The 22,488-nt window shown below is 56.2% G+C and carries 20 protein-coding genes; 11 read left to right on the forward strand and 9 right to left on the reverse strand.

All coding sequences use genetic code 11. From position 1 onward, the window contains the following. Positions 1-47: 47 nt before the first annotated feature. The 5 genes from glnQ to rhtA form a co-directional block, all read right to left on the reverse strand. Positions 48-770, reverse strand: coding sequence for a glutamine ABC transporter ATP-binding protein GlnQ (gene glnQ, locus HBA26_RS07855; protein WP_028012446.1), 723 nt, complete (start codon positions 768-770; stop codon positions 48-50). Next, positions 767-1,426, reverse strand: a complete 660-nt coding sequence (gene glnP, locus HBA26_RS07860) for a glutamine ABC transporter permease GlnP (RefSeq protein ID WP_003858462.1) — start codon at positions 1,424-1,426, stop codon at positions 767-769. Before glnP ends, glnQ begins: the two co-directional genes overlap by 4 nt. Positions 1,427-1,519: 93 nt before the next feature. After that, positions 1,520-2,263: a glutamine ABC transporter substrate-binding protein GlnH gene (gene glnH, locus HBA26_RS07865; protein ID WP_014831177.1), complete on the reverse strand. Its 744-nt coding sequence runs from the start codon at positions 2,261-2,263 to the stop codon at positions 1,520-1,522. Between the two features lie 361 nt (positions 2,264-2,624). Next, the gene (gene dps, locus HBA26_RS07870) at positions 2,625-3,128 is read right to left on the reverse strand and encodes a DNA starvation/stationary phase protection protein Dps (protein ID WP_008501171.1); all 504 of its coding nucleotides are present in this window, start codon (positions 3,126-3,128) and stop codon (positions 2,625-2,627) included. A gap of 299 nt (positions 3,129-3,427) precedes the next feature. Further along, entirely contained in the window at positions 3,428-4,315 is an 888-nt protein-coding gene (gene rhtA / locus HBA26_RS07875; RefSeq protein ID WP_041910716.1) for a threonine/homoserine exporter RhtA, read from the reverse strand. 355 nt (positions 4,316-4,670) lie between these two features. Here rhtA and ompX point away from each other — a divergent pair, with 355 nt between their 5' ends. Next, on the forward strand, positions 4,671-5,189 hold the full coding sequence (gene ompX, locus HBA26_RS07880; RefSeq protein ID WP_028012448.1) for an outer membrane protein OmpX: 519 nt from the start codon (positions 4,671-4,673) through the stop codon (positions 5,187-5,189). A gap of 119 nt (positions 5,190-5,308) precedes the next feature. On the opposite strand, the gene HBA26_RS07885 is transcribed toward ompX, so the two are convergent. Next, positions 5,309-6,892, reverse strand: a complete 1,584-nt coding sequence (locus HBA26_RS07885; RefSeq protein WP_166720866.1) for a phosphoethanolamine transferase — start codon at positions 6,890-6,892, stop codon at positions 5,309-5,311. A gap of 269 nt (positions 6,893-7,161) precedes the next feature. Beyond that, positions 7,162-7,290: a manganase accumulation protein MntS gene (gene mntS / locus HBA26_RS07890; RefSeq protein WP_032644847.1), complete on the reverse strand. Its 129-nt coding sequence runs from the start codon at positions 7,288-7,290 to the stop codon at positions 7,162-7,164. Between the two features lie 183 nt (positions 7,291-7,473). On the opposite strand from mntS, the gene mntR reads away from it, so the two are divergent. The 6 genes from mntR (at position 7,474) to HBA26_RS07920 (ending at position 14,485) form a co-directional block, all read left to right on the forward strand. Beyond that, positions 7,474-7,947, forward strand: a complete 474-nt coding sequence (gene mntR, locus HBA26_RS07895) for a manganese-binding transcriptional regulator MntR (protein ID WP_028012450.1) — start codon at positions 7,474-7,476, stop codon at positions 7,945-7,947. Further along, positions 7,944-9,053, forward strand: coding sequence for an anion transporter (locus tag HBA26_RS07900; RefSeq protein ID WP_028012451.1), 1,110 nt, complete (start codon positions 7,944-7,946; stop codon positions 9,051-9,053). Before mntR ends, HBA26_RS07900 begins: the two co-directional genes overlap by 4 nt. A 101-nt stretch (positions 9,054-9,154) precedes the next feature. Next, on the forward strand, positions 9,155-10,249 hold the full coding sequence (locus tag HBA26_RS07905; protein WP_041910714.1) for an HlyD family secretion protein: 1,095 nt from the start codon (positions 9,155-9,157) through the stop codon (positions 10,247-10,249). Further along, the gene (locus HBA26_RS07910; RefSeq protein ID WP_028012453.1) at positions 10,246-11,817 is read left to right on the forward strand and encodes a DHA2 family efflux MFS transporter permease subunit; all 1,572 of its coding nucleotides are present in this window, start codon (positions 10,246-10,248) and stop codon (positions 11,815-11,817) included. Before HBA26_RS07905 ends, HBA26_RS07910 begins: the two co-directional genes overlap by 4 nt. Further along, a complete protein-coding gene (locus tag HBA26_RS07915) occupies positions 11,817-13,340 on the forward strand; it encodes an efflux transporter outer membrane subunit (RefSeq protein ID WP_126346128.1) in 1,524 nt (507 codons plus the stop codon). The genes HBA26_RS07910 and HBA26_RS07915 overlap by 1 nt, the downstream gene beginning before the upstream one ends. A gap of 104 nt (positions 13,341-13,444) precedes the next feature. Beyond that, entirely contained in the window at positions 13,445-14,485 is a 1,041-nt protein-coding gene (locus HBA26_RS07920; RefSeq protein WP_126346129.1) for an aldo/keto reductase, read from the forward strand. Positions 14,486-14,583: 98 nt separating this feature from the next. Here HBA26_RS07920 and HBA26_RS07925 read toward each other — a convergent pair whose 3' ends face one another. Then, a complete protein-coding gene (locus HBA26_RS07925) occupies positions 14,584-15,687 on the reverse strand; it encodes a succinylglutamate desuccinylase/aspartoacylase family protein (protein ID WP_088204901.1) in 1,104 nt (367 codons plus the stop codon). A 298-nt stretch (positions 15,688-15,985) separates the two neighbouring features. Between HBA26_RS07925 and HBA26_RS07930 the strand changes: the two genes are divergently transcribed. Genes HBA26_RS07930 through HBA26_RS07940 form a run of 3 tightly spaced genes read left to right on the forward strand, consistent with a single transcriptional unit; the run spans position 15,986 to position 19,468 of the window. Then, positions 15,986-17,362 (forward strand): glycoside hydrolase family 1 protein, encoded by a 1,377-nt coding sequence (locus HBA26_RS07930; RefSeq protein WP_049136955.1) that lies wholly within the window; start codon positions 15,986-15,988, stop codon positions 17,360-17,362. Between the two features lie 51 nt (positions 17,363-17,413). Continuing rightward, positions 17,414-18,736, forward strand: a complete 1,323-nt coding sequence (locus HBA26_RS07935; RefSeq protein WP_126346130.1) for a PTS transporter subunit EIIC — start codon at positions 17,414-17,416, stop codon at positions 18,734-18,736. 15 nt (positions 18,737-18,751) lie between these two features. Further along, the gene (locus HBA26_RS07940; RefSeq protein WP_126346131.1) at positions 18,752-19,468 is read left to right on the forward strand and encodes a GntR family transcriptional regulator; all 717 of its coding nucleotides are present in this window, start codon (positions 18,752-18,754) and stop codon (positions 19,466-19,468) included. A 41-nt stretch (positions 19,469-19,509) separates the two neighbouring features. Here HBA26_RS07940 and ldtB read toward each other — a convergent pair whose 3' ends face one another. Then, entirely contained in the window at positions 19,510-20,430 is a 921-nt protein-coding gene (gene ldtB, locus HBA26_RS07945) for a L,D-transpeptidase (protein WP_008501186.1), read from the reverse strand. Positions 20,431-20,652: 222 nt separating this feature from the next. On the opposite strand from ldtB, the gene HBA26_RS07950 reads away from it, so the two are divergent. Next, positions 20,653-22,248, forward strand: a complete 1,596-nt coding sequence (locus HBA26_RS07950) for an ABC-F family ATPase (protein WP_047368156.1) — start codon at positions 20,653-20,655, stop codon at positions 22,246-22,248. The last annotated feature ends 240 nt before the right edge of the window (positions 22,249-22,488 follow it).

Consider the following 22,488-nt stretch of genomic DNA (forward strand, 5'->3'; position numbering starts at 1 on the left):
CTGGCGTAAAAAAGCCGGGCAAGCCCGGCTCGGTATGTAGCGAGGGATCAGGAGACGTGCTGCAGGAACTCCTGCAGACGCTGGCTAGGCGGATTCGCGATCAATTCCTGCGGGTTACCGTCTTCGGCGATGCGGCCTTTATCAATAAAGATCAGGCGGGAAGCCACTTTCTCAGCAAAGCCGATTTCGTGGGTCACGATCACCATCGTCATCCCTTCTTCCGCCAGATCCTGCATGACTTTCAACACCTCGTGGCGCAGTTCCGGGTCGAGTGCGGACGTCGGCTCATCAAACAGCATCATCTTCGGTTTCACCGCCAGCGCGCGCGCAATCGCCACGCGCTGCTGCTGGCCACCGGAGAGCTCGGAAGGGTAGTGGTGCGCCCGCTCCGCCAGGCCAACCTTCGCCAGCAGATCTTTTGCCAGCGCTTCCGCCGCCGCTTTGTTGGCACCGCGCACGCGCAGTGGGCCAAACATCACGTTTTCCAGCGCCGTCAGGTGCGGGAACAGGTAGAACTGCTGGAACACCATGCCCGCTTCCTGACGAATCAGACGCTCGTCCACTTTCGGGTCGTTTACCTTCAGACCGTCAACGATCAGATCGCCGCTGGTGATCTCTTCCAGCTTGTTGATGCAGCGCAGCAGGGTCGATTTACCGGAACCGGAAGGCCCGATAATCACCACCACTTCACCCTGCTTGATATTCAGATCGATATTGTGCAGCACCTGGGTTGGGCCAAAGTGCTTGGAGACGTTTTTAAATTCAATCACAGGATTTTCATCCTTCTTTCAAGACGGCGCAGAACGAAGCTCAGTACCAGCGTAATGATCAGATAAACAACGGCGACCGCACTCCAGATTTCCAGCGCGCGGAAGTTGCCCGCAATGATTTCCTGGCCCTGACGGGTCAGTTCGGCCACGCCGATAACGATGAACAGCGATGTATCTTTAATGCTGATAATCCACTGGTTACCCAGCGGCGGCAGCATGCGGCGCAGCGCCAGCGGGAGAATAACGTGGCGGATCGTTTCGCGACGAGAAAGACCTAATGCCAGACCGGCTTCGCTGAAACCTTTATGAATCGACAGCACCGCCCCGCGGGTGATTTCCGCGATGTAGGCGCCCGAGTTGATCATAATGGTCACGACGGCCGCGCTGAACGGATCGATGCGCAGGTCGGTGAAGGCCATTGGCAGGGCGAAGTAGATAAACATGACCTGCACGACAATCGGCGTGCCGCGGATCACTTCGATGAAAACCAGTGCGATGTGGTTTGCAATCCAGCCACCGTAGGTGCGGGCGAAACCGGCGACAAGACCGATAATCAACCCACCTACCAGACCCAGGACCGAAATCCACAGGGTCATTTTAGCGCCTTCAAGCAAGAGTGGAATGGCAGGCCAGATGGCGCTCCAGTCAAACTGCATGATGTATTCCTGTATACCGTGGTGAAAAACGAAAAATGTAGGCCCGGCCAGCGTGAGCGCCGCCGGGCGCTATAAACCTGAATTCAGGTAAAATTATTTAGGCTCAGTACCGAACCATTTTTTATAGATTTCGTTGTAGGTGCCGTTCTCTTTCAGCGTTTTCAGTGCGCCGTTAACTTTGGTGCGCAGATCGTCGCTGCCTTTCGGGAACGCGATACCGTACTGCTGAGCTTCCAGAGAGTCGCCCACGGCTTTGAACTTGCCGTTACCCGCCGTTTTAATGAAGTACAGGATGTTCGGCGTGTCGTGCAGAACAGCGTCAGCACGGTTGGTGCCGAGTTCCATATACGCGTTGTCAATGTTCGGGAACTGGCGCAGGTCTTTGGTTTTGATGTTCGCTTTCGCGTAATCCACGGAACCGGTGCCGCTCTTCACTGCCACCACTTTACCGTCGAGGTCTTTCACGCTTTTTACGTCGTTATTATCCGCTTTGACCATCACCAGCAGGCCGCTTTTGTAGTAGCCGTCAGAGAAGTCGATCGCTTTTTTACGTTCTTCGGTAATGGTGATGCCCGCCAGCGCCAGATCGACGTTTTTGGTTTGCAGCGCCGGGATGATGCCGCTGAAGTCCATCGGCTTCAGGGTGTAGTCCAGTTTGAGTTCTTTGGCGATAGCGGCCCACAGATCAACATCAAAACCAACGTATTTGTCACCCTGTTTGAATTCAAACGGAACGAACGCCGTGTCGGTCGCCACAACCAGTTTGTCGGCAGCCTGAGAAGACACCGCAAAAGCCAGGGTAAGTGCAGCCAGTGAAACTTTTAATACAGACTTCATAGCATTTCCTTTTATATCCACGGGGCGATCCCCTGCGAGAACGACTGGCACAATGAAAAAATCGTGCCAACTTTACAAGCTGTTGTTTTACAAAGGGGATGAAATCATCCATTGCACAAAAAGCGTGGCAATGATGTCGTGTTGCACCAGCATGGAGCACCATTTTGGTGCGCTTCGTTTGGGTCAACTGACGGGGAGATATTAAGCGTAAATTCTGACGAAAAAACAATCTTCCATTAACGGTTGTGTGAGGTGATTATTACAATTTATTCACTTTTGCACCGTCTCAGGCAAAAACTGTGCACCATAAATGTGCAAAACCCTCACCAGAGGCGAGGGTTTGACAGGAAAGTCTTATGGATTACTCGATGTTAGATTCGATAAACCACAGGAACTGATCCAGGTCGCGGGATGCGGCGGTGAAGATGTCTGCGGTATCTTCATCCTTGGCTTCGCTAATCGCTTTGCGCACGTCATTAGCCACAATCGCGTAGCGGTCCGCCAGCTCTTTCAGGTGATCCTGAACGGTGTGGATATCCAGCGGGTAGCTTTTCAGCGGCGTTTTGCTGTTGATCACCTGCGTGGTACCAAGCGCGACACCACCCAGCTGAACGGCACGTTCAGCCATCGTATCGAGGTGTGTCACCAGTGCTGTGCGGAAGCCATCCAGCATTTCATGGACGGCGATAAAGTTTGCACCGCGCATATTCCAGTGGGCCTGTTTGGTGATCAGCGAAAGATCGATGAACTGGATCACCTGGCGATTCAGCAACTCAATGGTCGCTTTTTTGTCGCTATCCGATACATCGTTACGGGTATAAAGCAGATTAGACGCTTTCGTTTTCACCAGTTTAGCGGTACTCATAATCTCATATCCTCTTGATGTTTATGTCCCAGGTAATTACGGAACTAAGTATAGCACCGGATTTTTTCTCTGCGGTCTGGCTGTGCCTATCGGTTTAATAGCAAGAAGGAGGTTGATAATTTAATTTATTGAAATTAAAAGATAATTTTAAAATTGATACAGATCAATCTTAATTCGCATTGAGGAGAATGGGTGGGGAAGGATATTTCGGTAATTTGACAAACTATGTAAGAAATTATAACGGATGGCATTCTGGCCTTTATTCTGCATGGCCGTGAAGCCATGCAGAATATATGGCATTAGCCGATGTCGATTTTCTCAACTTTAGGTTCAGGGCGCATGGTGAGCGTTGACCCCATTGACGCCGCGATAATTGAGCAGAGCGCCAGCGTCTGGGTAAACGTCAGCGTTTCGCCCAGGAACACCATCCCGGAGATCGCCGCAAGGGCGGGCTCCATGCTCATCAGAGTGCCAAATATGCGCGTCGGCAGACGCGTCAGGGCAATCATCTCCAGAGAATAGGGGAGAGCCGTTGAAAGAATAGCGACCGCCAGCCCGATGGGCATGACTGACCATTGCCAGATAGACTCCGTGGCCTGCGCCATACCGATCGGCACAAAAACGATAGCCGCAATCACGGAACCCAGGGCGACCGTTGCCGGGCCATGCTCTTCACCCGCTCGCTGCCCGGTGAGTATATAGACAGCCCAGCAGGCTCCTGCTCCCAGCGCCAGCGCTGCGCCCGTGAGATCAATCTCAGAGACATTCTGGCCGAGCGGCAGCAGGAACCATAAGCCCAGAACGGCCAGCACGACCCAGATAAAATCCACCGGACGACGTGACGAGAAAAGCGCGACCGCCAGCGGGCCGGTAAACTCCAGCGCGACGGCAATCCCCAGCGGGATGGTCTGGATGGAGAGGTAGAACATATAGTTCATTGCCCCGAGGGACAGACCATAAAAAAGCAGGGGAAGACGTTGCTCTTTTTTGAAGCGCAGACGCCAGGGTTTGAAGATGACGACCAGTATCGCCGTTCCCAGCACGATACGCAGGGCTGTTACCCCGGGCGCACCCACCAGTGGAAAAAGCGATTTTGCCAGCGAAGCACCGCTTTGGATGGACAACATGGCAATAAGTATGACGGCTACCGGCAACCAGACCGACGACGTGCGGGATAACCCAGGCATCCTTTCTCCTGTCAGCTAATGTCAAGTGGAGTAAAGGTTGCAGTGTAAAGGAAATATACAGCTACGGTTGAGACTAGGTTGAAAAAAAAGACCCGTGAAATCCGTAAAATGGTTAAGCGCTGGTGGATTTATCACCTGAAAGATTAGGAATAATCTGGATGAATGTAACGGCGCAGACGCGCAATATGGGCGTTTAGTAGGAAAAATCGCATGTGATTTGAAAGAGTTAGCTGAGGTTGGAAACGTTCTGTTACAGGAAAGGCCTCATTAGACATCACGAATCACAAAGAGTTTCGCAAAATTTTTTGATATATTTAAAACTTACGGACTTACTTGAAGCACATTTGAGGTGGTTATGAAAAAAATTGCATGTCTTTCAGCACTGGCCGCTGTACTGGCTGTTTCCGCAGGTACCGCTGTAGCTGCTACTTCTACTGTAACTGGTGGTTACGCTCAGAGCGATATGCAGGGCGTGATGAACAAAACCAACGGTTTCAACCTGAAGTATCGTTACGAGCAGGATAACAACCCGCTGGGCGTGATCGGTTCTTTCACCTACACCGAGAAAGATCGTACTGAAAACGGCGCATACAACAAAGGCCAGTACTACGGTATCACTGCTGGTCCAGCTTACCGTCTGAACGACTGGGCGAGCATCTACGGTGTTGTAGGTGTTGGCTACGGTAAATTCCAGCAGACCGAAAACCAGGGTCTGAACCGCACTGCAAGCAACAGCGACTACGGCTTCTCCTATGGCGCAGGCCTGCAGTTCAACCCAATCCAGGACGTGGCGCTGGACTTCTCCTATGAGCAGAGCCGTATCCGCAACGTTGACGTTGGCACCTGGATCGCGGGCGTAGGTTACCGCTTCTAATCACTTCGGTGAGCTAATAAAAAATCCGCCCAATGTGGCGGATTTTTTTTTAGCTTTTTCCCCTCTCCTTGTGAGAGAGGGTCAGGGTGAGGGCATCAGACCGCACGAGATCGCACAGCTTACTTACTCTTTATATCAAAAATATCGGTACCCAGATGGTTATAGTCAACTTTCTGTAACTTGAAGTTGGTAACGTACACTGGGGGCGCTTTCTTGTTGGAGATAAACGGGTAATCATTTTTTATCTCTTTGGCCTTAATCCCCGTCCACTGCGAGAAGAACTGCAGGAAATCATTCGCCGAGCGCCGCGCTTTGATAACGCGATGCGTTTTATCATCGCTCGACAGCACCATAAACGGCACCTGGAAATTCTGCTGGAACTGGTCGTCGTGCGCCAGATACTGCACTTCTTTGCCACGCTCTTTAAACGCCAGCCCGTGATCAGAGAAATAGACCACAGAGAAGCTTTCGCCCGTATTGCGCAGCTGATCGTAAAGCTTGCTGAGCAGCTCGTCGGTTTGCGTCATGGTATAGAGATAGCAAGAGGTCTCTTTCGACTGCACAAACTCCGCGTATTTACCGCCAGTGCGATCGCAGGCCTGCGGGTGCGATCCCATCAGGTGCAGAACAATCAGCTGCGGCTGGGTGCGCTGGGTAGCAAAGACCTGCGCCGTCATCTTCAGCAGCGCCTCGTCTTTGGTGTTTTTGTCGGCTTCAAAGTCGCCGCTCTTCAGGAACTGCACTTCGTCAGCACGCTTAGCAATACTGGCGATGGCGGTGTCGTATTCGCCAATTTGCCCCTGATTGGAGAACCACCAGGTCTGAAAACCGGCGCGGTTGGCCAGCGTGACAAAATTATCCTGAAACTGAGGTTTGCCATCCACCACGCGGTTCAGCGTCAGGCCGAGCGATTTCTGCGTCGAGCCGCTGGCCGCCACATAATCGGTAAACAGGGTGCCGTTGACAGAGCTGGCAAACGGTGTGTTATTCCAGTGCCCGCCAAATGCGCCCAGCGCGTCGCGACGTGCGCTCTCGCCAATCACCACCACATAGGTATGGTATTTCGGCTTAACCGCCAGCACGTTCCAGGTCTCTTTCATATTGGAAAGTTCAGCCATGCGCGCCTGCTCGTCGAGAACCTCTTTATTGTTCACGACGACGTCTTTAACGAAACGGAACACCGGATAGCCCGTATCTTTCAGCTTGAACACGCCGCCCCAGGCCAGGTTTTGCACCGGCGCAACGAAAAACGTCCCCACGCTAAACGCCAGGCACAGAGACTCCATTTTTCCCCATGATCTCTTCGCGTCTGCTTTGCGACGAACCGCGATGACGCCAAGCGCAAAGATAAAGAGGCCGACGACGTAGCTGTACCAGGGGAAGATCGTCAGGATCTCCGTCGACTCTTCCATATTGGTGGAGTGCAGCGCCAGCAGGGTGTTGAAGTTTGGCGCGCCGTAGGCCTGGCCAAACGGGAAATACATCGCAGCAATCAGCGAACAGACCCCTACCAACGCTTTCTGCACGCGCGGGGCCGCTCGCCACAGCACATGCAGGATGCAGGTGAAAGCCACTGCATAAAGCAGGCTGAAGGGATAGCCGAGCGCAAAGTTAATCAGCAGCGACTGCAAAAAGTAAAATCCCGTCCACGGGCTTAAGGCCCGGCTGCGGGTAACGATGGTATCTATCAGGGTTACATTCATAGGTCACTATCACAAAAACGCCATGTGCTCACCCTGGCGCCAAGGGTCAAAGCCTGCCGGACAGTGCGTGGAAAGGGAATGAGAGGTCCGCTTCAGCGAGCCGCAAATTGTGCAGGGCTGCAAGAAGATAGTGCGAGCGTGAATTAAGGTCAACAGTTGCTAAACAGATGTTTTGCGAAGGGGGCTGCAAATCCGCAAAAATTATCGGGAATTGGTCAGTTTACAGCGGAAGTGTGACAGAAAAATGAAGCGGCGTACCGCAACGCCGCTTAGTGGGAAGGTTTGTCGTCCTGATGCGGTTTGTTGTTAAACATATCGCACAGCATGTTCAACAGCATTAAGCGCACTTTAAAAGGAGAGTGGGTAAACACGTTCATACACCTCTTGAATTCGTTCATGAAACCTCCTGATGTTTGATCCCTTCGATCCGTGAAGGGTGACTGCATTACATACAGATATAGCACAGGCTATATTGTATAGCTATGGCTATTTCGTTAATTTTTTGTGCTTGTGGAGGGATGGTTTACAATGTGCGCTCTCGATACCGGGCGCTGGAAGCGTCACCCCAATGAGGAAGTACAATGAACCGTCGCGCAGGTAAGCCAGCCATTAAAAAAACGACGCAACTGGTGAATGTTGAAGAACATGTCGAAGGTTTTCGCCAGGTCCGTGAAGCGCACCGGCGTGAACTGATTGATGATTATGTTGAACTGATTTCCGATCTGATCCGCGAGGTTGGGGAAGCGCGTCAGGTCGATATGGCCGCCAGGCTGGGGGTTTCGCAGCCAACGGTCGCTAAAATGTTAAAACGTCTGGCCTCGGTAGGCCTGATCGAAATGATCCCCTGGCGCGGCGTGTTTCTGACGCCGGAAGGGGAGAAGCTTGCGCAGGAGAGCCGCGAGCGCCATCAGCTTGTCGAGAACTTTTTGCTGGTGCTGGGCGTCAGCCCGGAAATTGCCCGTCGGGATGCGGAAGGAATGGAGCACCACGTTAGCGAAGAGACGCTGGTGAAGTTTCGCGAATTTACCCTTAAATATGGTCCCTCTGCTGAATGAAAATCCCTGGACTGCAGGCCCTCTCACGTGATCGTTTCTTCCATCTCTTATTAATCATTGGCGCCGGGTTAAGCCTGTTTGTGCCGTTTGCGCCACAGGCCTGGTCTGCGGCGATTGACTGGCGCACCATCATCACCCTGAGTGGGTTAATGATGCTGACCAAAGGGGTCGAGCTGAGCGGCTATTTTGACGTCCTGGGGCGTAAAATGGTGCGCCGTTTTGCCACCGAGCGCAGGCTGGCCCTGTTTATGGTGTTCTCCGCCGCGGTGCTGTCGACGTTTCTGACCAACGATGTGGCGCTGTTTATCATCGTACCCCTCACGCTCACCCTGCGTAAGCTTTGCGAGATCCCGGTCAGCAGACTGATCATCTTTGAAGCGCTCGCCGTTAACGCCGGTTCTCTGTTGACGCCCATCGGCAACCCGCAAAATATTCTTCTCTGGGGACGTTCCGGTCTGTCATTCGCCGCCTTTACCTGGCAGATGGCGCCTCTGGCGCTGGTGATGATGCTATCGCTGCTGGCGGTCTGCTGGTTCGCGTTTCCGGATAAAAAGCTGCAATACCATAGCGGGACCACGGGCCCGCAGTGGCAGCCGCGGCTGGTCTGGAGCTGCCTCGGGCTGTATATCGTCTTCCTGTTCGCCCTGGAGCTGAGGTATGAGCTGGCGGGCGTCCTGCTCGTCGCCGCGGGCTTTGTCGTGCTGGCGCGGCGCGTGCTGGTGAGCGTGGACTGGACGCTGCTGCTGGTCTTTATGGCGATGTTCATCGACGTGCATCTGCTTATTCAGCTTCCGGTGCTGCAAAACGTTCTGCACAGTGTCAGCACGCTGTCGCAGCCGGGGCTGTGGCTGACGGCGATTGGCCTGTCGCAGTTTATCAGCAACGTGCCTGCCACCATTCTGCTGCTCAACTACGTTCCGCCGGACACGTTACTGGCCTGGGCGGTGAACATCGGTGGGTTTGGGCTGCTGCCCGGCTCCCTGGCAAACCTGATCGCCCTGCGCATGGCCAACGACCGTCGCATCTGGTGGCGCTTCCACCTCTGGTCGATCCCGATGCTGCTCTGGGCTGCGGCGATCGGTTTCGGACTATTCCTTCTCATATAGTGCGCAATTTGTCAGTTTTTCCTGGCAAATGTATAGCAACGTCCTAGCTTTAGTGAACGGCATAGTGTGATGCCGCTCACTGACAGGACCGTTGCTGAATTATGGCAGAAGAACAAAATCCACCTGCTGACGAGCAGGATAAAAACAATAACGAGCGTAAACGCCCGGGCAAAAAACCGTTAATTATCCTTGGCATCGTGGTCATCGTGATGGTGATCGTGGCGCTGGTCTGGTGGTTTTTAACCCGCAACGAAGAGACCACCGACGACGCCTTTACCGACGGCGACGTGGTGACCATTGCCCCCAAAACGGCGGGCTACGTTACCGAGCTTCGCGTGCGGGATAACCAGCGCGTGAAGAAAGGGGACGTGCTGGTGGTGATCGATCCTCGCGATACCACCGCCCAGCGCGATCAGGCTCAGGCTCAGCTTGGGCTGGCTATCGCGCAGCTGCATCAGGCCCAGGCGCAGCTGGCGCTCTCAAAAGTGCAGTATCCCGCCCAGCGTGATGAAGCCAAAGCGCAGGTGCTGAAAGCGCAGGCCGATCTGGCGAACGCGCAGGCGGAATACCGCCGCCAGCGCGGCGTCGACCCGCGCGCGACCACCCAGCAAAGTATTGATTCTGCGAACGCTCAGCTGCGCAGCGCCCAGGCTGGCCTTGCCAGCGCACAGGCGCAGCTGGAAGTGGCGGAGCAGGTACAGCTGCAAATCCGCCAGCAGGAGACCAACGTCGAAGCCCGCGAGCGTCAGGTCGAACAGGCCAAAGCGCAGCTGGAAACCGCGAATCTGAACCTCTCTTACACCGAAGTCCGCGCCCCGTTCGACGGCTTTGTCACCAAACGCAACGTGCAGCCCGGCACGCTGGTTCAGGCGGGCACCGCGCTGTTCTCGCTGGTCTCCCCGAACGTATGGGTGGTGGCGAACTTTAAAGAGTCCCAGCTTGAGCGCATGAAGCCCGGCGATAAGGTTAGCGTCTCCGTGGATGCCTGGCCGGATATGGAGCTTGAAGGCCATATCGACAGCATCCAGCAGGGCAGCGGCTCGCGCTTCTCCGCCTTCCCGTCGGAAAACGCCACCGGTAACTTCGTGAAGATTGTTCAGCGCGTGCCGGTAAAAATCGTCATTGATAAAGGTCTGGATCCGAACAAGCCGCTGCCGCTGGGGCTGTCGGTTGAACCGAAGGTCACCGTGGAATGACGGATCATAGCCACGATAACTGGAAGCCCGCCAGTAACCCGTGGGCGGTGGCGATTGTCGTCACCCTGGCGGTGTTCATGGAAATTCTGGACACCACCATCGTCAACGTCGCGCTGCCGCACGTGGCGGGGTCGCTCTCGGCCAGCTACGACGAATCCACCTGGGTACTGACAAGCTACCTGGTGGCGAACGGCATCGTGCTGCCCATCTCGGCGTTCCTGAGCCGGCTGTTTGGCCGCAAGCAGTTCTTCCTCATTTGCATTGTGATGTTCACCATCTGCTCGTTTCTGTGCGGCATCGCCACCGAGCTGTGGCAAATCATCCTGTTCCGCGTGATGCAGGGCTTCTTTGGCGGCGGGTTGCAGCCCACCCAGCAGTCGGTGCTGCTTGACTACTTCAAGCCGGAGGACAGGGGCAAAGCGTTTGGGCTTTCCTCCATTGCGATTATCGTCGCGCCGGTGCTCGGCCCGACGCTGGGGGGCTGGATCACCGACAACTACTCCTGGCGCTGGGTGTTCTTTATCAACATCCCGGTGGGGATTGTGACGGTGCTGGCGATCTACCAGCTGCTGGAAGATCCGCCGTGGGAGAGCAAATCAAAAGAGAAGCTGACCATCGACTGGACGGGGATCGGCCTGATCGCCCTCGGCCTGGGCTGTTTGCAGGTGATGCTCGACCGGGGCGAGGATGATGACTGGTTCTACTCGAACTTTATCCGCACCTTCGCGGTGCTGACGCTGGTTGGCATTATTGGCGCAATCTACTGGCTGATGTATGCCAAAAAGCCGGTGGTGGATCTGCACTGCATGAAGGACCGCAACTTCGCGATCTCCAGCCTGCTGATGGCGGGGATGGCGATGATCCTCTACGGCAGCTCGGTGGTGATCCCGCAGCTGGCGCAGCAGGATCTGGGCTATACCGCCACCTGGTCCGGGCTGGTGCTTTCGCCCGGCGCGGTACTGATCGTGCTGACCATCCCGCTGGTGCTGAAGCTGATGCCGGTGGTGCAGACGCGCTGGATCATCGCCTTTGGCTTTACCTGCCTGGCGGTGTCGTTCTTCTGGTCGCGCACGCTGACGCCGGATATTGACTTCGAAACCCTGGTGCTGTTCCGCAGCGCCCAGTCGATTGGTCTGGGGTTCCTGTTTGTGCCGCTCACCACCATCGCCTTCATCTCGATACCGAGACGGCTCAACGCCGATGCGGCGGCGCTGTTTACCATGTTCCGCAACGTGGCGGGATCCATCGGGATTTCTCTCTCGACGGCGGCCATCACCGAGCGCGCGCAGGCGCACAGCGCACACCTTGCCTACCACGCCTCGCCGTTTAACGAGCAGTTCCAGCTGGCGATTCGCGAAAGCGCCCAGGCGATCCAGAACTTCACCACCCAGGTGGGCGATCCGACCGGGATTGCCACCGGGCGGATGTACCAGACGATGATCGAGCAGTCGCGCTTTTTGGCCTACATCGACGTCTTCACCATTCTGAGCGCCGTGGCCTTGCTATTGATTCCGTTTTGTTTGTTGCTCTCGCCGGTTAAGAGCGAGGGGAGTGCAGGAGCACACTGATGATACACAGACGTTTACACCCCCTGATGATAATGATGCTGCTGGTGGGCTGCGCCGTCGGGCCGGACTACCAGCAGCCTGCGCCACCCGCCGTTACGCACTGGAACGATAAGGGCGACAGCGCGGTAAAATCGCAAACCACCTCCGCCGCGACCAATCCGCGCTGGTGGAAAACCTTCGGCTCGCCGCAGCTCGACAGTCTGGTTGAACGCGCCATCGCCGGAAACCTGACGTTGCAGCAAACGGTACTGCGCATTGCCGGGGCGCGTGAACAGATTAACCAGGCGGGCGGGGCATTTTTCCCGTCGGTGAACGGCAATCTGCAGGCGACGCGCCAGCAGCTCGGGCTGGAAGGGGAGCTAAAATCCCACGGCGTGTACGACCAGCTGGATAATGTCGACCCTGAACTCAGAGGCGCGCTGGGACCGCTGACGCAGCCGATTAACCTTTATCAGGGCAGCTTCGACGCCCAGTGGGAAATCGACCTCTGGGGCAAGGTGCGCCGTCAGGTGGAAGCCGCCGAGGCGCAGCAGAAGGCCGCCATCGAACAGCGTAACGATGCGCTGGTGTCGCTGGAAGCGGAAGTGGCGCGGGCGTGGCTACAGCTGCGCGGGGCGCAGAGCATTATCGCTACCCTGAACACTCAGATTAAAAGCGCGCAGCAGACGCTGGACCTGACCGAAAGCCGCCAGCGCGGCGGGCTGTCACCGCAGATGGACGTGGAAAACGCCCGGGCGCAGCTGGGTAATCTTGAAGCCCAGCTGCCGCAGTATCAGGCCCAGGAACGCCAGGCGATGAACGGGCTGGCTATTCTGCTCGGCAAGCCGCCGGGGGCGCTGGATAGCGAGCTTCAATCCGCGCAGCCAATGCCCGCGCTGCCGGATATCGTGCAGACTGGTATACCGTCCACGCTGGCGCGCCGCCGTCCGGACGTGCGCGAAGCGGAGGCCAACCTTCATGCCGCCACGGCGCAGATTGGCGTCTCGGTGGCCGAGCTGTTCCCGAGCTTAACCCTCTCCGGACAGTTTGGCCTGCGCAACAGCGAATCCGGCTGGCTGACCGACTGGAGCAGCCACTTCTACAGCTTCGGCCCGCAGGTTTCCATTCCGATTTTCCAGGGCGGTCGGCTGGTCTCCAGCGTCAAGGTGGCGCGCGCGCAGCAGGGCGCTGCGGTACTGGACTATCGCCAGACGGTGCTGACCGCGCTCGGCGATGTCGAAAATGCCCTGGTGAGCTATCGCACCGACCAGCAGCGTGAGGCGGGCCTGGCGAAAACCATTGATGCCCTGCAAAACGCCTTTGATTTAGCCAGCGACAGCTACCGCCAGGGGATCGCCAGCTTTATCGACGTGCTGGACGCCCAGCGGCAGCTGGCGCAGGCCGAGCAGCAGCGGGCGCAGGCGCAGGTACAAAGCGCTCTCGATCTGGTGGCGCTCTACAAGGCGCTCGGCGGCGGCTGGGAGCCGTATCAGCAGGTGCAGCTCCCGGACTACAGCGTCTTTGGCGACGCCCCGCGCGGATAAATATTCAGAGGATTGGGCAAGAAACGGACAGGAACGCCACATTCGCGATGGCTGAGGGGCGGGTATAACTATCGGGTACCCAATCGACATGCGAGGATTATCTTATGCGTTATCAAAAACTGGGCAACACCGGTCTGTTCGTTTCTGAACTGTGCCTCGGCACCATGACCTTCGGCGGAGAAGGCGGCATGTGGGGCAAGATTGGTCAGCTCCAGCAGAGCGAAGCAGAACAGCTGGTGGGCCGCGCGCTGGATGCCGGGATCAACTTTATCGATACCGCGGACGTTTACTCGGAAGGGCGCTCGGAGGCGATCCTCGGGCAGGCGCTGAAAAACCTCAATGTCCCGCGCGAGAATGTGGTGGTTGCCACCAAGGTGTTCGGCGAAACGGGCACTGCGGGGGTGAACTCGCGCGGCAGCTCGCGCTATCACATCATCAGCAGCGTGAAGGAGAGCCTGCGCCGCCTGCAGCTCGATCATATCGATCTCTATCAGCTTCACGGTTTCGATCCGGCCACGCCGATTGAGGAGACGCTGTATGCGCTGGATAACCTGGTGCAGCACGGCCACGTGCGCTACATCGGCGTCTCGAACTGGGCGGCGTGGCAGATAGCCAAAGCGCTGGGCATTTCCGAGCGACTCGGGCTGGCGCGTTTCGCATCCCTCCAGGCGTACTACACCATCGCTGGGCGCGAACTTGAGCGCGAGCTGGTGCCGATGATGCAGAGCGAAGGCGTCGGGTTGATGGTCTGGAGCCCGCTGGCGGGCGGCCTGCTGAGTGGAAAATATGGTCGCGACGGGCAGAGCGAAGCCGGTAGCCGCCGTCTGGCGTTCGACTTCCCGCCGGTGAACAAAGATCGCGCCTTTGACTGCGTGGACGTGATGCGCGTGATTGCCGAAAGTAAGGGCGTCTCCGTGGCGCAAATCGCGCTGGCGTGGCTGCTGCACCAGAAGGCGGTGACCAGCGTCATCATTGGCGCGAAGCGCGTTGAACAGCTGGACGACAACATTGCCGCCACCGGGATCCGCTTAAGCGAAGACGAGCTTAAACAGCTGGATGCCGTCAGCGCGCTGCCGCGTGAATATCCGGGCTGGATGCTGGAGCGGCAGGGGGAGTATCGTCGCAATCAGCTTGCGCAACAATAACGCTCCTCATCCCCGGCGGCGCTTCGCCTGCCGGGGATGATATCGAAGAAATGACGATAAGCTGCTTTTGCCGATTCAACGATGGGCTGTGGCGGTAATCAGCAGCCGTCTTTGCAGGTTGCGGCTGGGTTTTGCTCAAGGACTCTTACCAGCAGGGCTCGGGGCTCTCTGACCACATCTGTTCCAATTGCCAGTACTTTGCCGTCCCTTTCCGCTGAATACTTCGCGACAACATCACCGAAAGCATTTCGCTGCAGGGCGACCTCTTGTCCTGCTTTTACCGTGTCGCCGGGTTTAACGAAAACTTCCGCAAACCCACCCGTAGTTGCTCGTATGGAACTGATAGCATTACCAATATACGTTTTATTGCTGCTAGCGGTTGCGCCGATTTTGCCTTCAATCACCTTGTAATGGATCAGTACATTGAGAGCACCCTCTAAACCCCGGGCAATCATATCCTGCTGGTAAATCCTCGGCTCTCCCGTCTCGGCCGTTATCGCCGGGATACCATGTTGAATAAAGGTGGTTTCCATTGAGCCGGCTTCGCCGGGGTCTTTCTTAATTTGATCTGCCGGAAAAAGTTCCGCAATTGTCCGGGCATCCGCATTGCGGTAGTCGGCATAAATGAACAGCGGATAAGCCGTTCCGGTAGACTGGGTGTGATAGTCAATCGCCAGGTCGACATTTCCCTTGTAAACCTTGTTCCACATCATCCATGCCTGACGCTCAGCAGGGTTACCCGTTTCTTTTCCTGGATGGACGCGATTGTAGTCGATCGTTTCACCCCCATCGGTTGAAACAGACCATGTCCGGGAGACTCTCTCAAGGCCAGAACGGTTTGGGCCAATGATGCCAATAACGCTGCCGTTCATTTTTTCGGGGGCCAGTTGTTCCATCACTTTTTGTACGATGCGCACGCCGTTTAGCTCATCCCCGTGGACGCCCGCCTGCAGAAGGACTTTCTTCCCGTCCGTTTTCCCTTTTGCCACCATTATGGGTACATACCAGCGCTGTCCCGTTCCTGTCTCAACCCCCTCGAACATGAAGCGATGTTGTCCGGCTGGCAGGTCTGATACATCCAGCGTAGAGATAACCGGCACTCCCTGCACTTTATCACCCGTATACACCGTTGCCGCGTGAGTCATTGAGCCGGGCAACGCTAAGCTGAGAGCGAATGCGATACGGCGAGTAGATATCTTCATGAGCGTCATTTTCCATTTGATAGGGTTGAGATTTTTATGTTCTGGCCTGGGCCGTGGTTGGTGCGCATTAAGTTAATAATGATTTTATGAGGCCAGCCAGTGGCACGTTCGGGAAATGTGATTCTGCATAGGCTAGCGCTCAGGCCTAAATAACAGGATTTCGCTATTCATTTTTCCTGCTCAGCGCTTCTTTCCGACATTCCTCACAAAAAACGATCCTCCCCTTTGATCGAAATTTCATCTTCGCCTATATGACTAGTCATGAGATTTTAAATGACTAGTCATATAGGGAGAGAGCATGAACAATTCACTGCCGGCCAACTTTTTATGGGGCAACTCGGTGTCCAGCATGCAGACGGAAGGGGCCTGGAACGAGGGTGGGAAGGGGATGTCGGTGTACGACATTCGTGAAGCCGGAGAAAACGTCTCCGACTGGAAGGTGGCGACCGACTCCTACCACCGCTACCGGGAAGATTTCGATCTGATGCAGGATCTGGGCATGAACTGCTACCGCTTCCAGATCTCCTGGAGCCGCGTCTGCCCGCAGGGCGACGGCGCGTTCAACGACGAGGGCATCGCCTTTTACGACCGCTTTATTGACGATCTCATCGCCCGCGGCATCGAGCCGATGGTCTGCCTCTACCACTTCGACATGCCGCTGGCGCTGGCGCAGGAGTACAACGGCTTCAACGATCGCCGCGTGGTGGAGGCTTTTATCCGCTACGGCAAAAAGATGATCGACTGCTTCGGCGACCGGGTAAAGTACTGGCTGACCTTTAACGAGCAGAACATCTTCCATATGCCGGAAGCGTTCCGCATTTCCGGCTATATGAAAGGCGAGAAAACCCTGCGCGAGCTGTATGAGCTTCAGCACCATGCGATGGTGGCGCACATGTCGCTGACCGAGTATCTGCACCAGACAAAACCGGGCCAGCTAATGGGCGGCATGCTGGCGCACCAGCTGATCTATCCGGCCACCTGCAAGCCGCGCGATATCTTCTGCGCCCAGCAGTATGACGAATTCCTCAACCAGAACCTGCTGCGCGTCTTTGCCGGTCAGGGCTACAGCCCGGCGGTGATGGCGGTGGTGGAGCAGGAGGGCTTCGGTGATATCTATCGCGCCGACGATCTCGCTCTGTTTGCCCGCACGAAAAACGACTTTATGGCCTTCAGCTACTACGCCAGCAAAACGCTGGACAGCGATGCGATCCCGGAAGGCACGCCGGTCAACTATTACCTGCTGCACGGTGAGAAAAATAACCCCTACCTGAAAGCCACCGAGTGGAACTGGCAGATCGACCCGCTCGGTTTTCGCACCATCATCACGCGTTATGCCAACGACTGGCGCATGCCGGTCTTCCCGATTGAAAACGGTATTGGGGTGATTGAGTCCTGGGACGGGGTTAACCCGATTGAGGATACCTACCGCATCGACTACCACCGGGCGCATATCGAGGCCATGAAGGAAGCCATGTTCGAGGATGGCGCAGAGGTCATTGGCTATCTCGGCTGGGGGTTAATTGACATTCTCAGCTCGCAGGGGGATATGCGTAAGCGCTACGGCGTGGTCTACGTCAACCGCGAGAATCATGACCTGAAAGACCTGAAGCGCGTGCCGAAGAAGAGCTACGCGTGGTTAAAACAGGTTATCCATACCAACGGACGCGAGATGTAAGCCGTACGCTGCCGGGCCGTTTTTGTGACTGATTGATGGGAACACTCCGCTATGTCTGAAACAAAAATCACACCGCACATGCAGTCTTTTGTCGACAAATTTGTTGAGTTCTCGGCGCGCCTGGCAAACCAGGTGCACCTGCGATCCCTGCGCGACGCCTTCGCCACGGTGATGCCGATTTTCATCCTCGCTGGTCTGGCGGTGCTGGTGAACAACGTGGTGTTCCCGTGGATGTTCAAGGGCGATACGCTGGCGCACTTTCAGGTATGGGGCGAGGCGATTATCAACGGCACGCTGAACATCGCTGCGCTGCTGCTGGCCCCGATGATTGCCTGGTCGCTGGCGCGCAACAAAGATTTCGACAATCCGGTCTCGGCAGTGGTAATCGCCGTCAGCAGTTTTATCATCATGATGCCGATGCGCTTACAGGTTACGCCCGTCGGCAGCGACGCTGCGGTCAGCGTGACGCAGGTGCTGACGTTCGCCAATATCGGCTCCACCGGGATTTTCGCCGGGGTGCTGATTGGGTTGCTCTCAACGGAGGTCTTCATCGCTATTTCGCGCCTGAAGGCGCTGCACATTTCGCTTGGGGAAAACGTACCTCCGGCGGTGAGCAAATCCTTTACCGCGCTGATTCCGACCATCCTCACGCTCTCCCTGTTCGCGGTGCTGGCGGCGCTGCTGGCGAACGTGCTGCACACGGATCTGATCCACCTCATTACGACCTTTATTCAGCAGCCGCTGAGGCTGATCAACACCAGCCTGCCGGGGACGATTTTCATCTACAGCTTCGGCAACTTCCTGTTCACGCTCGGTATTCATCAGTCGGTGGTCAACAGCGTGGTGCTGGAGCCGTTCCTGCTGATCAACACCAACGAGAACATGCTGGCCTTCGCCAACGGACAACCGATCCCGCACATCATCAACAACATCTTTGTGCCGACGTTTGGCATGGTGGGCGGCACGGGCAGCACGATCTCGCTGCTGATCGCCATCTTTATCTTCTCGCGCCAGCAGTCGGCGAAGCAGGTGGCGCGTCTGTCGCTGGCACCTGGCTTATTCAACATCAACGAGCCGGTGATTTTCGGCCTGCCGATCGTCTTTAACCTGCCGCTGATGATCCCGTTTGTGCTGCTGCCCGCCATCGGCATTTACTTCGCCTGGCTCTGCACCACGCTGGGGTTAATGTCGCGCTGCGTGGTGATGATCCCGTGGACCACGCCGCCGATCCTCAGCGCCTGGCTGGCGACGGCGGGGGACTGGCGGGCGGTGGTGGTCCAGTTGGCAATCATCGTATTTGGTGTATTCTTCTACCTGCCTTTCCTCAAAATTGCCGAGCGAGTGGCCTTGAAAAACAGCGGGATAGAAAACTAACAGAAAGGAAGGACGATGGCGGCGAAGTACATCACCATAGCGCGGGAAATTAAGAAACGCATTATCAGCCAGCAGTACGCCGCCAACGAACCCCTGCCGGACCAGTTTGCACTGGCGGCGGAGTTCAGCACCAGCCGGATGACTATTCAGCAGGCGATGCGCCAGCTGATCGTCGAAGGGCTGGTCTACACCCGTCAGGGGCAGGGGACGTTCATCCGCAAAAACTTCCTCCAGCTCTCGCAGTGGGATCTCTCCGGCAGCGACTACTTTGGCGCGACCAAAACCTGGGCGCATCTGGGTACGGTCACGAGCCAGGTGGTGCATTTCGAACTGCGCTTCCCGAACGAAAAAGAGCAGGCGTCGCTGATGATTAACGCCGATGCGCCGATCTACGACTTCATTCGCCTGCGTTTACTGAACGGCGAACCCATGTCGCTGGATTCCACGGTGATGCCGATGAATCTGGTGCCGGGCCTGACGAAAAACCACCTTCAAGGGTCAGTGTTTCAGTACGTTCAGGAAACCCTGGGGCTGAAAATTATGGGGTCATACCGGATCGTGCGGGCTCTAAAGCCCAGCGCGCTGGACAGAGAGCATCTGGTCTGTGAGGAAACCGATCCGGTGCTGGAGGTGGAGCAGGTCATTTATCTGGAAGATGGCACGCCGCTGGAGTATGCGCACTGCCACTATCGCTACGACCACGGCGGGATTGTTATCGTGAATAACGGATAAAAAAAAGCGGGCCTCGAAGCCCGCTTTTTTAATACGCGTGATCAGTTCAGACGCACCGGCATACCGGAACGGTTCTGAATCGCCTGGTCGACGATGGTGGTTTCCACGTCTGGCTGAGAGGTCACGGACTGCACCGCGCTGTTCAGCGTAATCGGCACGATCTCGTTGTTGTTAATCTGGTCTTCGCTGGTGGAGAGCGGGTTGTGCACTTCGATGTAGCGGCTGCCGTCTGGCTCAGACGTCGCTTTCACCGGTTCGTTGATGAACTGCACGCGCGTACCGACCGGCACGTTTTCGAACAGGAACTTGATGTCGTCGTTACGCAGGCGCACGCAGCCGTGGCTCACGCGCAGGCCGATACCGAAGTTGGCGTTGGTGCCGTGGATGGCGTACAGACGGCCAATGTACAGCGCGTACAGACCCATCGGGTTATCCGGGCCGGCCGGCACAACGGCGGGCAGCGGCTCGCCTGCAGCGATGTATTCTGCGTGCATTTTAGCCGTCGGCGTCCAGGTTGGGCCCGCTTTCTTACGCTCTACTTTGGTGGTCCAGTTCAGCGGGGTGTCTTTGCCCAGCTGGCCGATACCGATTGGCAGCACGATAACGGTGTTGGTGCCTTTCGGGTAGTAATACAGACGCATTTCGGCGCTGTTAATCACGATGCCTTCATGAACGGTATCCGGCAGGATCAGCTGCTGAGGAATATTCAGCACGGTACCCGCTTTTGGCAGATACGGGTCAACGCCCGGGTTCGCTTCCAGCATGTTGGACAGGCCCAGCTGGTACTGCGCGGCGAAATACTCCAGCGGCTGAGAGTTACCCTCAGGCACCGTCACCACCTGGTTTTGACCCACCAGACGGCTTCCGTCTGTCGGCAGGGGATACGTCACCGCAGACGCGGTCTTACAAAAACCTACTACGGCTAACGCCGCCGCAAAAAGCGTTGTTAATTTCATGTTCATGTTGTGCGAGGTATCTAAGCCATTCAGGCGATGAGTTGATAAGTCTGAATCTGTGATGGGAGCGCATTATATGTGCATTCCCGCTTACAGGGAATTCAGATGTGTACGAAATCACATTTTTTTCGATTTTGTTAAAGTTTAGTGGATTGCCGCAACACGGGATCTCAATTCGGAATTGTGGCATAATGCCATGTTTATCACACTTTTCGCAGGAATCTCTCCGTGTTAGTTACCAGCAACGTCACTATGCAGTTTGGCAGTAAGCCGCTGTTCGAAAACATTTCCGTCAAATTTGGCGGCGGCAACCGTTACGGCCTGATTGGTGCCAACGGTAGCGGAAAATCCACCTTTATGAAGATCCTCGGCGGCGATTTAGAGCCGACGCTGGGCAACGTGTCGCTCGATCCGAACGAGCGTATCGGTAAGCTGCGTCAGGATCAGTTCGCCTTCGAAGAGTTCACCGTGCTCGACACCGTGATCATGGGGCACGCGGAGCTGTGGGAAGTGAAGCAGGAGCGCGATCGTATCTACGGTCTCGCCGAAATGAGCGAAGAAGACGGCTATAAAGTGGCCGATCTGGAAACCCAGTACGGCGAAATGGATGGCTACTCTGCGGAAGCGCGTGCGGGCGAGCTGCTGCTGGGCGTGGGTATTCCGGTTGAACAGCATTACGGCCCGATGAGCGAAGTCGCGCCAGGCTGGAAGCTGCGCGTGCTGCTGGCACAGGCGCTGTTCTCTAACCCGGACATCCTGCTGCTCGACGAACCAACGAACAACCTGGACATCGATACCATCCGCTGGCTGGAGCAGACGCTGAACGACCGCGACAGCACGATGATCATCATCTCGCACGACCGTCACTTCCTGAACATGGTCTGTACGCACATGGCGGATCTGGACTACGGCGAGCTGCGCGTTTATCCGGGCAACTACGACGAGTACATGACGGCAGCCACCCAGGCGCGTGAACGTCTGCTTGCCGACAACGCCAAGAAGAAAGCGCAGATTGCGGACCTGCAATCCTTCGTGAGCCGCTTCAGCGCCAACGCCTCTAAATCCCGTCAGGCAACATCGCGTGCCCGTCAGATCGACAAAATCAAGCTGGAAGAGGTTAAAGCCTCCAGCCGTCAGAACCCGTTCATTCGCTTTGAGCAGGACAAGAAGCTGTTCCGTAACGCGCTGGAAGTTGAGGCGCTTACCAAAGGCTTTGATGAAGGCCCGCTGTTTAAAAACTTCAACCTGCTGCTGGAAGTGGGCGAGAAAATTGCCATTCTGGGCGCCAACGGTGTGGGTAAATCTACCCTGCTGAAAACCCTGGTGGGTGAACTGCAGCCGGACAACGGCACCGTGAAATGGTCCGAGAACGCGCAGATTGGCTACTACGCGCAGGATCATGAGTACGAGTTCGAAAATGACCTGACCGTCTTCGACTGGATGAGCCAGTGGAAGCAGGAAGGTGACGACGAGCAGGCGGTGCGCAGCATTCTGGGTCGTCTGCTGTTCAGCCAGGACGACATCAAAAAGCCGGCCAAAGTGCTCTCCGGTGGTGAAAAAGGCCGCATGCTCTTCGGCAAGCTGATGATGGAAAAACCGAACATTCTGGTGATGGACGAACCGACTAACCACCTGGACATGGAATCGATCGAATCGCTGAACATGGCGCTGGAGATGTACCAGGGCACCCTGATCTTCGTCTCTCACGACCGTGAGTTCGTCAGCTCCCTGGCGACCCGCGTGATCGAAATTACGCCAGAGCGCGTGGTGGACTTCAGCGGTAACTACGAAGATTACCTGCGCAGCAAAGGTATCGACGGCTAATTTCCCGTCGTCTTTCACGCTGCAGATGCGTTGGCTGCACCTGTTCACCCCGGTCACTTACTTATGTAAGCTCCCGGGGATTCACAGGTTTGCCGCCTTCCTGCAGCGCGAAATACTTAGGGAAAGGCGTCGTGCCTTTATCCCCTCTCCCCGTGGGTGTACGGTCCGGGGACATAGTGAACACTTGTTCGGGGACATGGTAGACACTTACAACTGAGGCATAAGAACCCGTTTATGGAG

It is taken from the genome of Enterobacter sp. 725m/11 (assembly GCF_011683705.1).
Lineage (GTDB): Bacteria > Pseudomonadota > Gammaproteobacteria > Enterobacterales > Enterobacteriaceae > Enterobacter > Enterobacter bugandensis.

What these genes read in the sequence shown, in the direction of transcription:
- glnP (WP_003858462.1), bottom strand. Translation starts at nt 1,426, where the DNA reads ATGCAGTTTGACTGGAGCGCCATCTGGCCTGCCATTCCACTCTTGCTT.
- glnH (WP_014831177.1), bottom strand. Translation starts at nt 2,263, where the DNA reads ATGAAGTCTGTATTAAAAGTTTCACTGGCTGCACTTACCCTGGCTTTT.
- dps (WP_008501171.1), bottom strand. Translation starts at nt 3,128, where the DNA reads ATGAGTACCGCTAAACTGGTGAAAACGAAAGCGTCTAATCTGCTTTAT.
- rhtA (WP_041910716.1), bottom strand. Translation starts at nt 4,315, where the DNA reads ATGCCTGGGTTATCCCGCACGTCGTCGGTCTGGTTGCCGGTAGCCGTC.
- ompX (WP_028012448.1), top strand. Translation starts at nt 4,671, where the DNA reads ATGAAAAAAATTGCATGTCTTTCAGCACTGGCCGCTGTACTGGCTGTT.
- HBA26_RS07885 (WP_166720866.1), bottom strand. Translation starts at nt 6,892, where the DNA reads ATGAATGTAACCCTGATAGATACCATCGTTACCCGCAGCCGGGCCTTA.
- mntS (WP_032644847.1), bottom strand. Translation starts at nt 7,290, where the DNA reads ATGAACGAATTCAAGAGGTGTATGAACGTGTTTACCCACTCTCCTTTT.
- mntR (WP_028012450.1), top strand. Translation starts at nt 7,474, where the DNA reads ATGAACCGTCGCGCAGGTAAGCCAGCCATTAAAAAAACGACGCAACTG.
- HBA26_RS07900 (WP_028012451.1), top strand. Translation starts at nt 7,944, where the DNA reads ATGAAAATCCCTGGACTGCAGGCCCTCTCACGTGATCGTTTCTTCCAT.
- HBA26_RS07905 (WP_041910714.1), top strand. Translation starts at nt 9,155, where the DNA reads ATGGCAGAAGAACAAAATCCACCTGCTGACGAGCAGGATAAAAACAAT.
- HBA26_RS07910 (WP_028012453.1), top strand. Translation starts at nt 10,246, where the DNA reads ATGACGGATCATAGCCACGATAACTGGAAGCCCGCCAGTAACCCGTGG.
- HBA26_RS07915 (WP_126346128.1), top strand. Translation starts at nt 11,817, where the DNA reads ATGATACACAGACGTTTACACCCCCTGATGATAATGATGCTGCTGGTG.
- HBA26_RS07920 (WP_126346129.1), top strand. Translation starts at nt 13,445, where the DNA reads ATGCGTTATCAAAAACTGGGCAACACCGGTCTGTTCGTTTCTGAACTG.
- HBA26_RS07925 (WP_088204901.1), bottom strand. Translation starts at nt 15,687, where the DNA reads ATGAAGATATCTACTCGCCGTATCGCATTCGCTCTCAGCTTAGCGTTG.
- HBA26_RS07930 (WP_049136955.1), top strand. Translation starts at nt 15,986, where the DNA reads ATGAACAATTCACTGCCGGCCAACTTTTTATGGGGCAACTCGGTGTCC.
- HBA26_RS07935 (WP_126346130.1), top strand. Translation starts at nt 17,414, where the DNA reads ATGTCTGAAACAAAAATCACACCGCACATGCAGTCTTTTGTCGACAAA.
- HBA26_RS07940 (WP_126346131.1), top strand. Translation starts at nt 18,752, where the DNA reads ATGGCGGCGAAGTACATCACCATAGCGCGGGAAATTAAGAAACGCATT.
- ldtB (WP_008501186.1), bottom strand. Translation starts at nt 20,430, where the DNA reads ATGAACATGAAATTAACAACGCTTTTTGCGGCGGCGTTAGCCGTAGTA.